Here is a 15354-nt window from a genome sequence, read left to right on the forward strand (position 1 = left end):
GATTTAATTGATGGCAGATACAAGTGTAGAAAAATTAGCAGCAGAAGTGGGAAAATCGGTTGAGCGTTTAATCGAACAATTCTCTGATGCTGGCATTAAGAAACAGCTAAAAGATACTGTTTCTGAGCAAGAAAAACAGCAACTTTTAGAATTTCTAAAAAAACAGCATGGTGCAGATACTGCTCCAACTAAAATGACGCTTCAGCGTAAAACTGTGTCAACATTAAGTGTTGCCAGCACAGGCGGACAATCTAAAGACGTTAAAGTAGAAGTACGCAAAAAACGTACTTTTGTTAAACGAGATGATACTGATTTAGCTAAACAGGCTGAATTAGAAGCGAAAGAAAAAGCCAAAGCTGAAGCGGAAGCTAAAGCGGAAGCTAAAGCAAAGGCCGAAGCAGAAGCTAAAGCAGCAGCAGAAGCGAAAGCAAAAGCTGAGGCAGAAGCCAAGAAAAAAGCGGAAGCAGAAGCCAAAGTGAAATCAGAAAAAGCCAAGACAGAACCTAAAGCTCCTAAAGCCACAGATTCTGAAGCAGTAGCAGCAAAAGCTGAAGCTGAACGCTTAAAAGCAGCTCAAGAAGCTGCGTTAGCTCAAAAGCAGAAAGAAGAAGCAGCAAAAGCGGCTGAAAAAGCACGTAAATTAGCTGAAGAAAACTCAAAGCGTTGGGCTGAAGAAGAACGTCAACGTTTAGATGCTGAAAAGAACAGCGATCACCATATTACAACGTCCAAAGTAGCTCGCGCTGCTGAAGACAGTTCAGATGCTGATGATGAAAAACGTGGTCGTCGTGCGCGCAACAAAAACACCAATAAAAAACGTGGTGGTAAAGATGCTCGTGACGGCCGTGAAAAACACATGCGTAACCGCAGCACAGCACCTCAATCAATGGCTCATGGTTTTAACAAACCTGCAGCAGCGGTAACGCGCGATGTACGTATTGGCGAAACTGTAACCGTTTCTGAACTTGCTCACTTAATGGCAATTAAAGCCACTGAGATCATCAAGCAAATGATGAAAATGGGTTCAATGGTAACGATTAACCAAGTACTTGACCAAGAAACTGCCCAGATGGTTGCAGAAGAAATGGGTCATAAAGTGGTGTTAATCCGTGAAAACGAATTAGAGCGCCAAGTACTTCAAGACCGTGATGAAAATATTAAGTTAGAGTCCCGTGCACCAGTTGTAACTATCATGGGTCACGTTGACCACGGTAAAACATCGCTACTTGACTATATCCGTCGTGCAAAAGTTGCTGCTGGCGAAGCCGGTGGTATTACACAGCATATTGGTGCGTACCATGTAGAAACTGAAAACGGCATGATTACCTTCCTTGACACTCCAGGTCACGCTGCGTTTACCTCGATGCGTGCTCGTGGTGCTAAGGCAACCGATATCGTTATTCTTGTTGTGGCCGCTGATGACGGTGTGATGCCGCAGACTATTGAAGCGATTCAACATGCTAAAGCTGGTAACGTGCCATTAATCGTCGCTGTTAACAAAATGGATAAGCCAGAAGCGGATCCTGATCGCGTTAAAAGTGAGCTTTCACAGCACGGCGTTATGTCTGAAGATTGGGGCGGAGATAATATGTTCGTTCACCTATCAGCCAAAACGGGTGAAGGTATCGATGAGCTATTAGAAGGTATTTTGCTTCAAGCTGAAGTTTTAGAACTTAAAGCCGTTCGCGATACCATGGCAGCAGGTGTGGTGATTGAATCGCAACTTGATAAAGGTCGTGGCCCTGTGGCAACTATCCTGGTTCAAGAAGGTACTTTACGCCAAGGTGATATCGTTTTATGTGGTCTAGAGTACGGCAAAATTCGTGCAATGAAAGACGAAAACGGTAAAGCCATTACTGAAGCTGGTCCGTCTATTCCTGTAGAGATTTTAGGTCTTTCAGGTGTGCCTTCAGCAGGTGATGAAGCTACCGTGGTTCGTGATGAACGTAAAGCACGTGAAGTGGCATTATACCGTCAAGGTAAGTTCCGTGATGTTAAATTAGCTCGTCAGCAAAAATCTAAGCTAGAAAACATGTTTGCAAACATGGAAGAAGGTGAAGTACAAGAGCTTAACATCGTACTTAAAGCGGACGTTCAAGGTTCTTTAGAGGCAATTTGTGATTCATTAACTAACCTGTCGACTGACGAAGTTAAAGTGAACATTATTGCTCGTGGCGTTGGTGCATTAACTGAAACCGACGCAACACTTGCCGCTGCATCTAATGCTATTTTAGTTGGCTTTAACGTACGTGCTGATGCACAGGCACGTAAGACCATTGAAGCAGAAAGTGTTGACCTACGTTATTACAGCATCATCTATAATCTAATTGATGAAGTTCGTGCTGCGATGACAGGTATGTTAGCACCGGAGTTCAAACAAGAAATTATTGGTCTTGCTGAAGTTCGTGATGTGTTTAAGTCGCCTAAACTGGGTGCTATTGCCGGTTGTATGGTTACTGAAGGTCTTGTTAAGCGCAGTGCACCAATCCGTGTACTTCGTGATAACGTGGTTATCTTCGAGGGTGAACTTGAATCATTACGTCGCTTTAAAGACGATGCACAAGAAGTACGTAACGGTATGGAATGTGGTATCGGCGTTAAAAACTATAATGACGTACGTGTAGGAGACCAAATTGAAGTCTTCGAAACAGTCGAAATAGCTCGCACCTTATAAGCACCATTGGAAGGGCGGCATTAGCCGCCCTTTTTGATTGTATATCCAACGTTATGGCATATCATTATGGCAAAAGAATTTAGTCGTACACGTCGTATCGCACAACAACTCCAGCAAGAACTTGCCATGGTGTTACAGCGTGATATGAAAGATCCTCGTATTGGTTTTGTTACCGTAAACGACGTAGACGTTTCACGTGACTTAAGCTACGCAAAAGTGTTTGTTACTTTTTTTGAAGAAGACATCGAACTTGTTCAGCAAAAAGTAGATGCACTGAGTGCTGCAGCGCCTTATATTCGCACATTAGTGGCAGGACGTATGAAATTACGCGTAATGCCTGAACTGCGCTTTGTTTATGACAGTTCATTAGTCGAAGGCATGCGTATGTCTAATTTAGTGACGCAAGTGATTAATAAAGATAAAGCAAAGCAACAACAATATGACCCAACGCCAGATAGCGACGAGTCTGTTGACGGTGACAAGGAGCAAGATTAATGGCTCGTCGCCCAAAAGGCCGCTTCATTGACGGGATCGTATTACTCGACAAAGACACTGGCATGAGTTCTAACTTTGCTTTACAAAAAGTTAAGCGCATCTTTAATGCCAATAAAGCTGGTCATACCGGTGCGCTAGACCCATTAGCTACCGGAATGCTACCGATTTGCCTAGGCGAGGCGACCAAGTTTTCTCAGCATTTATTAGATGCCGATAAACGTTACCTCGTGACAGCAAAGCTCGGTGAGCGTACCGATACCAGCGATTCAGACGGTGAGGTTGTGCAAACCCGTCCAGTGAATTTTACCCAAGCTCTGCTTGATGAAAAACTTGAGTTATTTCGTGGAACCACTCAACAAATTCCGTCAATGTATTCTGCGCTAAAATACCAAGGTCAGCCCTTGTATAAATATGCGCGTGAAGGGATTGAAGTACCGCGTGAATCGCGTCCTATAACGGTATTTGAGCTTAATTTTATTAAGCTTGAGGGTGACGAATTAACCTTAGATATTCACTGTTCTAAAGGTACTTACATTCGCACAATCATTGATGATCTAGGTGAAATGCTTGGCTGCGGTGCTCATGTCATTATGTTACGCCGCACTCAGGTTGCAGATTATCCTTATGATAAAATGGTCAGTTTGGCAGAGTTAGAAGCGCTGTTAGCCCAGGCTCAAGAACAAGATATAGCGCCAAAAACCTTACTCGATCCTTTGTTATTACCTATGGATACTGCCGTTGCTAATTTCCCCGAGATTAATCTTCCTGACACCATGTTGTATTATGTGATGCAAGGGCAGGCTATTCAGGCTCCTGGATTAAAACCAGACTGTTTAGTGCGCATTACCATTGGTGATGAGCGTAAGTTTGTGGGAATTGGCAGCATGAATGATGATGGTTTGTTAGCGCCCAAACGCCTTATTGTGATGCATGACACCGCTCAGTAAAGCGATGACCTTTAAATACGTTAATTGAGCAGGTTTATGCGCTTTTTTATTGCGGTTATTCTCTAATATCGTTAGAATATCGCGCTCGCTCTGGCTGAGTTAGTGATCGGCTAGAGATACATTTACTTTTTTGGAGAAACACATGTCACTAAGTGCTGAAGCAAAAGCAAAAATTTTAGCTGAGTTTGGTCGCGGCGAAAACGATACCGGTTCAACTGAAGTTCAAGTAGCTTTGTTAACTGCTCAAATTAACCACCTTCAAGATCACTTTAAAGAGCACATCCATGATCACCACTCACGTCGTGGTCTATTACGCATGGTTAGCGCTCGTCGTAAGCTTACTGCTTACTTAAAGCGTACTGACTCAGAGCGTTATGCTGTTCTGATCAAGAAGTTAGGTTTACGTCGTTAATTCGATAAATCATTTACACTGTAAATGATTAAACCGTAAAAAAGGAGGCCGATGCCTCCTTTTTTATTGTCTAAAATTTGTCATATACCAGCAATGAAAAAACGGTGATGCACTGATACCAATCAGGATAAATAAGTGTTCAGAGATTGCACAGGAAAAGTCGCTTAGTAAGGCAGAAATAGCAGCTAGCTAGTTGTTCTAACTTCAACATTTCTAACGACGTTATAAGTGGTTTTAACCAGTAAGAATAATCACATTTTTGTGCTGATTAGTATGATACCATTTCCATTAATTATGTGACCAATCAGAGTCACTCAGACTGTTCAGTTTGAGGCGCATTGTTGAAAGAATGGTTATTCCCTTTTAAGGCAATGCAACAAAGAAATGGACTGTCTGAGCGTCTCCTGCAAGGCGGGTTTCTGTGCCTTCTATGCTGCTTAATAGTATTTTGACGTAGAGCAACTATGCCTACAATCCTATTACTTGCCTAGAAGGTACAGAATTCCCGCTGAATGACCAGATAATTGCTGGAATTGGTATGATATCCATTTTTCAATTCTATGTGGTAAAAGGCTATTGAAGTGCTACATACGAACGATTTTTGCAGTTTCTGACATGATGTATTTTTGTTCAAACTCATCTAATGGCAAGGGTTGGCTGAAGAAAAACCCCTGACCGATTTCGCATTGATTATCTTTTAACCACTCAAGTTGTTCTTCTGTTTCAATACCTTCTGCCACGATGGTCAAATCTAGCTGACGACCTAGCATTAAAATAGTCGATGCAATCGCACTGTCTTTGGGTAAGTCATTAACAAAAGCGCGATCAATTTTCATTGTGGTAATGGGTAAGTGTCGAAGATAAGATAAAGACGAATAGCCAGTGCCAAAATCATCTACGGCTATTCCAAAGCCCGCAGATTTTAGCTGTTCAAGCTTTACAATGGCTTGCTCAACATCGTTCATTAATGAGGTTTCTGTTATTTCGACTTCTAATAATTCAGGGTTAATCTGGTATCGAATAGCAAGTTGCTTGATGTCGGGTATTAAACTTGCGTCAGCAAACTGCTGCGATGCAACGTTAACTGCAATAGGGATCGCGTAATTGTATTTGCGTTGCCACTCACGAAGCACTTTACAGCTTTGCTCTATTACCCAGCGTCCGATAGGAATAATGATCCCGGTTTCTTCAGCTACCGGGATAAACGACATTGGGCTGATTAATCGACCGTCTTTTTGCCATCTTATTAAGGCTTCACATCCAACAACTTTGTGAGTGTTTAAGTCAAATTTAGGTTGAAAATACAGTAAAAATTGATTGTTTTTTAAGGCGTCGTGCAAGGAGGCTTCTGTGCGAAGTCTTACTGCTGCGCGTTCGGTCATTTGTTGTTTAAAGAAAGACCATTGATTTGAGCCTGCTGCTTTAGCACTGTACATGGCAATGTCTGCATGGCGGATTAAATCTTCCGCTGTTTCGCCATCTTCCGGGTAAATCGAAATACCAATTGATGCCGCAGGGTGAATAGCATGTTCGTTCAATTGCACTGGGGCATTTAATTGAATGAGTAATTTATCGACAAAATCAGCAGCCTGCGCAGGTGTTTGAATTTCATCAGCTAAAATGACAAATTCATCTCCACCAAGTCTTGCAACACTCCCTCTATCACCAACAACGCGCTCTAATATTCTGGCAATACGAGCTAAAAATTGATCGCCTAAGGCGTGTCCAAGCGAGTCATTGACGTTTTTAAAGCGATCTAAATCGATAAATAACAATGAAAAATGGCGCTTATGTACGCGTGAACGTTGAATTGTCACATTGAGTGTTTCAAGTAATAAGGTGCGGTTTGGTAAGCCTGTTAGGGGATCTCGCGTTGCCATTTTACGTAATTTGTTTTGGGTCTGGCTAAACTGCAATAATATTTGATTAAATTTACTCGTTACCAGTCCCAGTTCATCATCTTTGTGTGCCTGCGACATTGGCAATAAGTTTTCATCAGGCGAATCAGGATCAATTTTATCTATCGCTTCACTTATGCGGGCGATAGGTTGGGTGAGAAAACGGTGAAACACAACACTTAGTACAAGTGTCAATAGCAAGGCGCGAGCTAAGGTGGCAATTAAGCCTAATCTAAGTTGATTAAATAATTTATTGGTGAGTTTTTGGGTATCGTAAAATACAGTGAGCGTACCAATAAGTTGCTGTTGCTGATTTCCCTCAAAGTAAAAAGGTCGATATAAGGGTCTGGAAATCTCTCTTAAATCACCAAACAAACGCTGACTTAATTTTGTGTAAGCTGTTGAAGATGCATCAACAGGGTTAGCAATAGTCACAAATAATGAGCCATCATCGAGCTCAATAACCGCTGAACCGACATTGTCGACTTTAATAATGCCCTCAAGAGTTTGGCTTGCTAATTTATCATCGAGCGACCAAACCGCATTGGTGGTGGTTTGTTCGACGGAGTTAAGTAACTCCTGTTGAGCGTCACTGAGTAGATTTTTGGTTGAAATGACTTGAATGGCTATTTCGACAATAAAAATAGCAATAGCGAAAAACAAAGCGGTAAACACCACTAGGTTTGTTTGCTTCCATGTTAAAGACTTAAAACTGGCCGTCATGTCATTTTCCGTGTCTTGTCAGTGACTATGTGTTTGTTTTTGTATACTACGTTAGCTATTAATTGAGTTGCTATGTGTGAACGTGAGTATTAATGTGTCAATTAATGGCTAATGACTGAATCGATTACACAATAATGACGTGGCATCATAATATCATAATATCATGATACATGTTCGATTCAGTGTCTCGTTTAACCCATTTATTACGTTAACAGGTGTTATAAATTAGTTAACTTTAGTCAAATTCACTACGGTTGTCATTAACAATACGACTAAAGCTTGAACTACATAGCCTTTATATTATCAAAAGATGGGCGTATTTTTTCCTGATCAGCTTATGTCAGTGCTCAACAGCGTGGAATATCAAGCGTGTGAATAGAGTAATATGCGATTTTTATACTTTAGCTACCAGTATTTTTGAGTTAAAACGTCAACGTATATTGGGTAACGCTTAGAGGGCGATTTGTACAAGTGTTTATGCTGTGGCGCTGGTGCATTTATCTGCTAAAGCACGCTTTTTACTTTTTTTTCATTCTCCATCTTGTGTCTATTTAACTATTCAGCCCAATTGAAGTATACTTGTGCGCGCAATTAAAGGTCATTAAATTAAGGAATGGGTCACGTGAATCCAATTGTAAAGAGTTTTGAGTATGGTCAACATACAGTCACCTTAGAAACAGGTGTTATCGCGCGTCAAGCAGATGCCGCAGTATTAGCAAGCATGGGTGATACCACAGTATTAGTTACTGTTGTCGGTAAAAAAGTAGCGGATTTAAGCCGCGATTTTTTCCCTTTGACGGTTAACTATCAAGAAAAAACATATGCTGCCGGTAAGATCCCTGGTGGTTTCTTTAAGCGTGAAGGCCGTCCATCAGAAGATGAAACTCTGATTGCCCGCCTAATTGACCGTCCTATTCGTCCTTTATTCCCTAACGGTTTTAAAAACGAAGTTCAAGTTATCATCACTGTGGTTTCTGTTGATCCACAAATCGAGCCAGATATAATTTCGATGATTGGTACTTCTGCTGCGTTAGCTATTTCTGGCATTCCTTTCGGTGGTCCGCTTGGTGCGGCTCGCGTTGGTTATGTCAATGGCGAATATTTATTAAACCCTAATGTTGATCAACTTGTTTCGAGTGATTTGAACTTAGTGGTGGCCGGTACTGAAAGTGCAGTATTAATGGTTGAATCAGAAGCGAAATCACTTGCTGAAGAAATCATGTTAGGCGCTGTAACTTATGGTCACGATCAACAACAAGTTGTAATCAATGCCATTAGCGAGTTTAAAGCAGAAGCAGGAAAGCCTACATGGGATTGGACTGCGCCAGTTCAAGATGAAGAACTGGTTGCTAAAATTAAAACTTTAGCAGAAGCGGGTTTAACTGAAGCGTATCAAATAGAAGTTAAACAAGACCGTTATGCTCAAGTTAGTGTGGTTAAAGAAGCCGCTAAAGCTGCTTTATTAGCAGAAAATGCCGATGTTGATTTACGTGAAGTAGAAAATTTACTTGGCAGCCTAGAAAAGAAAGTGGTTCGTGGTCGTATTATCAGTGGTAAGCCACGTATTGATGGCCGTGAGCCAGACATGATCCGCGCGCTAAATGTATTAGCAGGCGTTCTTCCTCGTACACATGGTAGTGCACTATTTACCCGTGGTGAAACTCAAGCACTTGTTACCTGTACACTAGGTACTGAGCGTGATGCGCAAAAGATTGACAGCATCATGGGTGAGCGTACTAATCGCTTTATGTTGCACTATAACTTCCCTCCTTACTCTGTGGGTGAAACGGGGATGGTGGGTTCACCTAAGCGCCGTGAAATTGGTCATGGTAAACTAGCTTGGCGTGGTATTAACGCGGTAATGCCTTCAGCTGAAGAGTTCCCATATAGCGTTCGTGTGGTTTCTGAAATTACCGAATCTAACGGTTCAAGCTCTATGGCTTCTGTGTGCGGTACTTCGTTAGCGCTTATGGATGCTGGTGTTCCTATTAAGACTTCAGTTGCTGGTATTGCGATGGGTCTAGTTAAAGAAGGCGACGACTTCGTTGTTCTTTCTGACATTCTAGGTGATGAAGACCACCTAGGTGATATGGACTTCAAAGTTGCGGGTACTCGTGACGGTATTACTGCTCTGCAGATGGATATCAAGATTGAAGGTATCACTAAAGAAATTATGGACATCGCATTACAGCAGGCTTATGGCGCTCGCGTTCATATTCTGAATGTAATGGACCAGGCTATTGGTTCACATCGTGATGATATTTCTGACCATGCTCCACGTATTACTACCATCAAGATCAATCCTGAAAAAATCCGTGACGTAATCGGTAAAGGTGGCGCGGTTATTCGTGCGCTTACTGAAGAAACCGGCACTACGATTGAACTAGATGATGACGGTACAGTCAAAATCGCATCGTCAAACGGTGAAGCGACTAAAGAAGCAATCCGTCGTATCGAAGAAATCACTGCTGAAGTAGAAGTAGGTCGTATTTACAATGGTAAGGTTATTCGCATCGTTGATTTTGGTGCGTTTGTTAACATTCTTCCTGGTAAAGACGGTTTAGTACACATCTCACAAATCAGTGATGAGCGTGTTGCAAACGTGTCAGATCACCTTGAGATGAACCAAGACGTTACGGTTAAAGTAATGGAAGTGGATCGTCAAGGCCGCGTAAGATTGTCAATCAAAGAAGCTCAGACAAAAGAAAGTGCTGAGTAATTTAGGTTAACAAGTTTAGCGGCTCAAAAAAGGAGATCATTTGATCTCCTTTTTTTATGTTTATTAAAATAATCTGTGCAAGTCCATAGCTCTTAGATAACCAGATTGCTATGATATTGAATATTAATGAAACCTGATAAGGTAAAGCGGATGGAATGTAAACTACGCACCACAGTTGTTGCCGTTGTTGTCGGTGTAAGTATGTTGTTGTCAGGTTGCGCTGCAACGCAAGGTTCGAATAACGAAACTTCAGGGCAAATGATTGTTGCTCCCGTGATGCCTGATTATAAAATGGAAGTCACATTAGCGAAGCTAAATGAAATTTTAGCGACAATGGAGCTGACAGACGAACAACGTGCGCGTTTTCATTATGACCGCGGTGTGATTTACGACAGCGTCGGTTTACGCTTACTCGGTAGAATTGATTTTCATCAAGCCATTAAACTCCAACCCGATTTAGCAGATGCTTATAATTTTTTAGGTATTTATTACACCCAAGAAGGCGAATTTGACAGCGCTTATGAGGCATTTGATGGCGTGTTAGAGTTATCTCCCGGTTACGATTATGCTTATCTTAATCGTGGAATTGCTTTGTATTACGGTGAGCGATATCAATTAGCTGTTGAAGACATGCAAGCTTTCTATGAGCGAGATCCAACAGATGGTTATCGTGTGTTATGGCTTTATTTAATGTCATCAGCCGTTGATAAAACTCAAGCTTTAGCGGATTTAGCATTGCAACGCCAACAACTTAATGTTGACGATTGGGCGAGTGTTTTAGTTGACTTTTATTTAGGTAAGATGAGCCAGGAGCAAGTTTTTGCTGCGGCTAAAGTGGGGTTAACACAACCTAAAGAATATGCCGAACGTTTGTGTGAAGCGTATTTTTATCTTGCAAAACAAGCGGCTTCTAATGGTCAATATCAACAAGCGGCTAACTTTTATCGTTTAACATTAGCGACAAACATCTATGATTTTGTTGAGCACCGATATGCGCGAATTGAATTAGCCAAGATGAAAAACTTAATTCAACAGGCTTCGGAATCATCGACTAAAGGCTAAACGTCAGTTTGCCTAGCCAATTCTATCGATAGGCGCTATAATTTGCGCCTTTTTTAGCGGCTAGTGCAAGGTTAACATGTCAGGCAACAACGTTGAGGTCGACAAACGTCGTACCTTCGCCATCATTTCGCACCCTGATGCCGCCCAGCCTTTCAACGCTTAAAACCACCTTTCATTGCACACCACAATCACATCTCTACGTACTGAATTTAAAGGCTTTTTGTCTTTTTCTCGTTTCTTTGCTTTTCAATGATGTTCAAACGTAACCTCGGAAAGTGTGTACAAACTTGAGTACAAATCACCATATTTACCGTTTTTAGCCAAATTCCATGACACAAACCTAGCTGTAGGCCTTGTGGTTACTGGGTTCTGGCCAAAACTTACCTATATTTTTCCTGCTAAAAATCGAGAAATGATGGTAAGACGTTCGCGATTATCTCTAATTGTTTGCCGGTTGAATTGGTTAACGGTTGCTTTCCTGCTGTCCTAAAAGTTCATTTGTATGGACCTGATCTTCTGAACAAATCATGCATCTTTCTGACCATCAACTAGTGATGAATCAGGCGATGATAGCTTTACATTGATTTTCAGGAGAATGCAGATGACAGCAGTAGCGCACCAGGTAACCCCTTTTCTAACATCTTACGAAGTGATGGCTCGTTACCACATAAGCTATACGACGCTCTGGCGAAGAATAAAAGATGGCAGCTTGCCGCAACCTCGTATCAACCGAAATACACGAAACAAGCTGTGGCACATTGAAGACCTAGAAGAGTATGAGAAGAAAGAGGACTGAGCCTCTTTCTTTTATTGTCCGAAACGCCAGTTGAATGGAAAGCCTGTCGGCTCGATGATGGTTTCTAGCTGTTGATACCAAACGTCGTAAGCATGACGCATTTCATCCAGGTACTGATATTGGTTGTAGATAGCATCCAACCCTTTTTTGCTGTGGCCAATCATCAACTCGGCAACTTCTTGCGTCGTGATGGCAGACATTCGCGTTCGCATCGTTCTTCGAAGATCATGCATAGACCAGTGTTCCATCTCAATACCAAGCGATCTGCGAGCCCAGATTTTCACATTGTTAGGAATAGTGGTATCAAAGCCATTTGTGGCAAGCTCTTCTTGTCCGTTCGCGGGAAACAAGTAAGTTGATTTGCTCATCTGCATCGCTAGTTCAATCTGCTCAATAGCTGGCTTAATCAATGGCCGCATGATCGGCGCTCCAATTTTCTCACCTTGTTTGCGGATCTCTATGGGCACTGTCCACATTGCAGATTGCAAGTCAAAGTGATGCTTTTCAGCTTGAATGAGTTCGCCCTTGCGCCCTCCCAATAAGAGAAGCAGTTTTATGTAGATGCGATTCTTCTCAGTGATTTTTGACTCATGCAAATAGCGCCAAAGTATCCTGATCTCGTTGTCATTTAGCACCCGAGTTCGTTTTCCTTTCTTACCGCCAACCTTTTTTGCTGTGATCCCAGCGGCAGCGTTAATTTCCAAAATTTGTTCATCAATCAGCCAGTCATAAAACTTGTGCAGCATAGACACCAGACGTTCTGTGTTTGAAGGGGACGACTCCGAAACCTCACGAAGACAGTTTCGCAAGGACAATTCATTGATGTCAGTTAATGGGTACTTGCCAAGTCGGGGCAGCAAATATATTTCACTGCTGCGTTTTTGGTAGTGCCACGTTTTCTCCTTTAGCCCTTGCTTACCGGCAGAGTCTATCCAGTCTCGAAAAATCGATTCGAAGCTTTGATTGGCAGAATACTTAGCCCGTTCCTGCTGTAGGTAGAGCTTGGGGTTTCGGCCTTGATCAAGTACTGCCCTTAACCTATCCAGCTCATTCCTGGCTTCAGCAAGCTTCATAAGTGGGTAAGTACCAATGTCTACCCGCTGTTGCTTGCCATCGAAACGATAACGAAACTGAAAAACAATTTTGCCCTTGGGCGATACCCGAGCACTTAGCCCATCTCGGTCGGCTTTTACTACGGTTTCTTTTGCTTCTTTATTTAACCTGGCATCGAGCCAGCTAACTGATAACGCCATGTTATAAGCCCAGCCCTAGTTTTGATTTTAATGATTGTTTACGTGATTCTGCTTTGGGTTCTGGCGCTGTACTCTCAGAAGTAACTTCACCATCTGGTGCAAGACCATCCACCGGTACAGATGTCGTGGATAGATTGGGTTGGCTCATGTGAATTAACCCAAAGGTGGCCAGCATCCGCAGACGCTCAGCGCGTTCCCGTGGCGGCGTCTTTTCTAATTCTTTGAGCAGTTCAGGGTGGCTCCCTGGGGGAATGTTGACGACAACTCTCATAATCAGGCCCCATAAAACCAGAAGCCTCGGACGTTCGCCAAAACAGACTGTTCCGGCACGATGATCTTGCTTCGTGAAAAAATCTCCTTGGCCGCTTCCTTATAAGCCATGGCTCCACCTCCGGCGATCAATACCAAGTCCGCATTGATGCTTTCGTCACGCATGGATTGGCGCATGGCTGTAAGAGCAACAGGCGCTACCTTTTTCATGGCAGCATTCAGATAAGGTGAAATATCGACCTTTTCTCCAAACAGCAGCACCTGCAAGTCGCCGGTTCTCATGGCTTTTTCAAGTCGATCCATACCTACTTTGGCACCGTGATCTTCCGAAATCAGCTTATCAATGGTTTCCAGTAGCACGGACATTGCCTGAAGACTGGTTCCTGATGAGCTGTAGCGAATTTCTCCGGCCTCAAGGGCAACCCAGTCAACAGAAAAAAAGCCGGGATCTATGACGACGACGCGACCTTCTTCAATCAAGCCCAAATCTCCACCTGTTTGAACCAGATCCATATAGGCACCGGCAGGCTGCGGCAGCACTTTGACGTCATGAACGGTGATGCTGCGCTTTGGCGTCACTTGATGGACACCTTTTAAGCGCTGTACAAGGTCAGACTTACGTTGTGGTTCATGAAACTGGGAAACCGGTAATCCAGTGACAACCAAATCGATGGATTCTGTTTCAGCCATTAACAAGGCGGCATGAAAAAGCGCTTTATAGGTTTTTGTGGTGGGATATTCCGGGTGAAGCTCTCGTTCCCAGCCTTGAAGGCGTCCAGCAGGCACACCAGCGGCCCAACGCTCATTATCGACAGAGACATACAAACAAGTTTCATCATCGCCTCCACCGATACGCTCCGGCATACGATCCGCAGGACCGGCACCCGCAGGCAGAATAATGGTTTTCGGTTCACTGCCTGATTGGCCAATAGCCAGCTTCAGGTTCGAGTAACCGATATCTACGCCTAGTACAAACATACTTATCTCCTGTGCACTCAAAGTGCTCTAACGGTTTTCAATCAACTGCGCTGTTCACGCTTGGGCATTTCCAAGTGCTCTGGCGGTTCACTCAAATGTCATTATCAGGATTCGGTGCACTGGCGGTGGGCAGAAAGGTGACAAATCCTTTCATCTATCTGCCTATTGCATTTTCGCAAAAGTATGAGAATAGGCTCTGTTTGGCGGCTGGTTACCTAGCCCAAAAAATCGAGACGCCAAACGTCGTTTGCATTCTGGCCTGAACTTGCCAAACGGTTTGTATCTTCATGGCGATACGTCTTTTTAGGTGTTTTTAAGTGAAATCGGCCTGTATCCCTTGTCAGGTATGGGATTGCGCGAGTTGATTTATATCGAGACGCCAAACAGTGATTGTTACGGCAGTTTTACGTTTGGCGTTTCGATCCAAAAGCCAAACGGATAGTGGTTTTGGCTTTTGGGGTTAATTGGATGGGGAAATTGGTTTGGTAGAAATCGTCAATGAACAATGGAAAGCAGAGGTATCAGATTTACTTCAGCAAGAAACAGACAGGCTAAAAGCACTGGCACGAGCTGAAGTTGATGACTTTTGGGTTACCCATTACAAGGTTCGTGAAAATGAGCCATTTAAAGATTGGGGGCTGCTTGGTGTCCGTATCAGAGACTTTAAGTATGGCTTTGGCATTGAGTGGTACATCAACAGTTTTCACGGTCAACGAGGCAAGCGCGTTGTCTTTAGCAAGGGTCTGCGTATCTCAAAGACGAAGCTGAGATACTCATTTTTGGACTGCCAAGGTCTAGCCAAAGAATGGGAGTTAGCGCTGGCCATGGAGAAAGAAGAATTCTTCAGTGATGTTCGACGCCAGGTTGATAAGCTCAACATGCTGCGTCGCAGAGTGAACGCTTATTGCTAAGTTGTAAATAGCTATAAATGGTTATATCATTCAGTTCTAACCTTAGGGGAGTAGTCTCTCAGTTTTTACTGTGATAACCGTCAACAGTCTCCGAACAGCAGTTCGTGGCGGTTATGTCCATACTTGGATTGACAAGACTTAAGGCAAATGGCGCTCTCGGGGTGGAGAGTCTCGTTTGCCTTTGTCTAAACCACCCCAAGGAAATACTCATGTCAC

General features: G+C 43.0%; 11 protein-coding genes. 7 read left to right on the plus strand and 4 right to left on the minus strand.

What is annotated here, in order from left to right:
* Window positions 1-10 precede the first annotated feature (10 nt).
* The 4 genes from infB (at window position 11) to rpsO (ending at window position 4528) form a co-directional block, all read left to right on the plus strand.
* On the plus strand, window positions 11-2674 hold the full coding sequence (gene infB / locus K8B83_RS07640; protein WP_223419482.1) for a translation initiation factor IF-2: 2664 nt from the start codon (window positions 11-13) through the stop codon (window positions 2672-2674).
* Window positions 2675-2740: 66 nt separating this feature from the next.
* Window positions 2741-3169, plus strand: a complete 429-nt coding sequence (gene rbfA, locus K8B83_RS07645; protein ID WP_188740910.1) for a 30S ribosome-binding factor RbfA — start codon at window positions 2741-2743, stop codon at window positions 3167-3169.
* A complete protein-coding gene (gene truB / locus K8B83_RS07650) occupies window positions 3169-4116 on the plus strand; it encodes a tRNA pseudouridine(55) synthase TruB (protein ID WP_188740911.1) in 948 nt (315 codons plus the stop codon). The genes rbfA and truB overlap by 1 nt, the downstream gene beginning before the upstream one ends.
* Before the next feature lie 142 nt (window positions 4117-4258).
* Complete coding sequence (gene rpsO, locus K8B83_RS07655; protein ID WP_188740912.1) at window positions 4259-4528, plus strand: 30S ribosomal protein S15; 270 nt, start codon at window positions 4259-4261, stop codon at window positions 4526-4528.
* A gap of 584 nt (window positions 4529-5112) precedes the next feature.
* Here rpsO and K8B83_RS07660 read toward each other — a convergent pair.
* Window positions 5113-7149, minus strand: a complete 2037-nt coding sequence (locus tag K8B83_RS07660; protein ID WP_188740913.1) for a putative bifunctional diguanylate cyclase/phosphodiesterase — start codon at window positions 7147-7149, stop codon at window positions 5113-5115.
* A gap of 622 nt (window positions 7150-7771) precedes the next feature.
* Here K8B83_RS07660 and pnp point away from each other — a divergent pair.
* Together pnp and nlpI are read left to right on the plus strand one after the other, a co-directional pair.
* A complete protein-coding gene (gene pnp, locus K8B83_RS07665; protein ID WP_188740914.1) occupies window positions 7772-9868 on the plus strand; it encodes a polyribonucleotide nucleotidyltransferase in 2097 nt (698 codons plus the stop codon).
* 150 nt (window positions 9869-10018) lie between these two features.
* Entirely contained in the window at window positions 10019-10930 is a 912-nt protein-coding gene (gene nlpI / locus K8B83_RS07670; protein WP_188740915.1) for a lipoprotein NlpI, read from the plus strand.
* 807 nt (window positions 10931-11737) lie between these two features.
* Here the strand turns inward: nlpI and K8B83_RS07675 are convergent.
* The 3 genes from K8B83_RS07675 to K8B83_RS07685 form a co-directional block, all read right to left on the minus strand.
* Window positions 11738-12979: a tyrosine-type recombinase/integrase gene (locus tag K8B83_RS07675; RefSeq protein WP_223419484.1), complete on the minus strand. Its 1242-nt coding sequence runs from the start codon at window positions 12977-12979 to the stop codon at window positions 11738-11740.
* Window position 12980: 1 nt separating this feature from the next.
* Entirely contained in the window at window positions 12981-13127 is a 147-nt protein-coding gene (locus K8B83_RS07680; RefSeq protein WP_223420138.1) for a hypothetical protein, read from the minus strand.
* Between the two features lie 125 nt (window positions 13128-13252).
* Entirely contained in the window at window positions 13253-14227 is a 975-nt protein-coding gene (locus tag K8B83_RS07685) for a ParM/StbA family protein (protein WP_001963822.1), read from the minus strand.
* 482 nt (window positions 14228-14709) lie between these two features.
* On the opposite strand from K8B83_RS07685, the gene mobI reads away from it, so the two are divergent.
* Entirely contained in the window at window positions 14710-15138 is a 429-nt protein-coding gene (gene mobI, locus K8B83_RS07690; RefSeq protein ID WP_442800837.1) for a conjugative transfer protein MobI(A/C), read from the plus strand.
* Window positions 15139-15354: the final 216 nt, after the last annotated feature.

Source organism: Shewanella inventionis, from assembly GCF_019931735.1.
Lineage (GTDB): Bacteria > Pseudomonadota > Gammaproteobacteria > Enterobacterales > Shewanellaceae > Shewanella > Shewanella inventionis.

What these genes read in the sequence shown, in the direction of transcription:
- K8B83_RS07660 (WP_188740913.1), bottom strand. Translation starts at nt 7,149, where the DNA reads ATGACGGCCAGTTTTAAGTCTTTAACATGGAAGCAAACAAACCTAGTG.
- truB (WP_188740911.1), top strand. Translation starts at nt 3,169, where the DNA reads ATGGCTCGTCGCCCAAAAGGCCGCTTCATTGACGGGATCGTATTACTC.
- K8B83_RS07685 (WP_001963822.1), bottom strand. Translation starts at nt 14,227, where the DNA reads ATGTTTGTACTAGGCGTAGATATCGGTTACTCGAACCTGAAGCTGGCT.
- rbfA (WP_188740910.1), top strand. Translation starts at nt 2,741, where the DNA reads ATGGCAAAAGAATTTAGTCGTACACGTCGTATCGCACAACAACTCCAG.
- nlpI (WP_188740915.1), top strand. Translation starts at nt 10,019, where the DNA reads ATGGAATGTAAACTACGCACCACAGTTGTTGCCGTTGTTGTCGGTGTA.
- rpsO (WP_188740912.1), top strand. Translation starts at nt 4,259, where the DNA reads ATGTCACTAAGTGCTGAAGCAAAAGCAAAAATTTTAGCTGAGTTTGGT.
- infB (WP_223419482.1), top strand. Translation starts at nt 11, where the DNA reads ATGGCAGATACAAGTGTAGAAAAATTAGCAGCAGAAGTGGGAAAATCG.
- K8B83_RS07675 (WP_223419484.1), bottom strand. Translation starts at nt 12,979, where the DNA reads ATGGCGTTATCAGTTAGCTGGCTCGATGCCAGGTTAAATAAAGAAGCA.
- K8B83_RS07680 (WP_223420138.1), bottom strand. Translation starts at nt 13,127, where the DNA reads ATGAGCCAACCCAATCTATCCACGACATCTGTACCGGTGGATGGTCTT.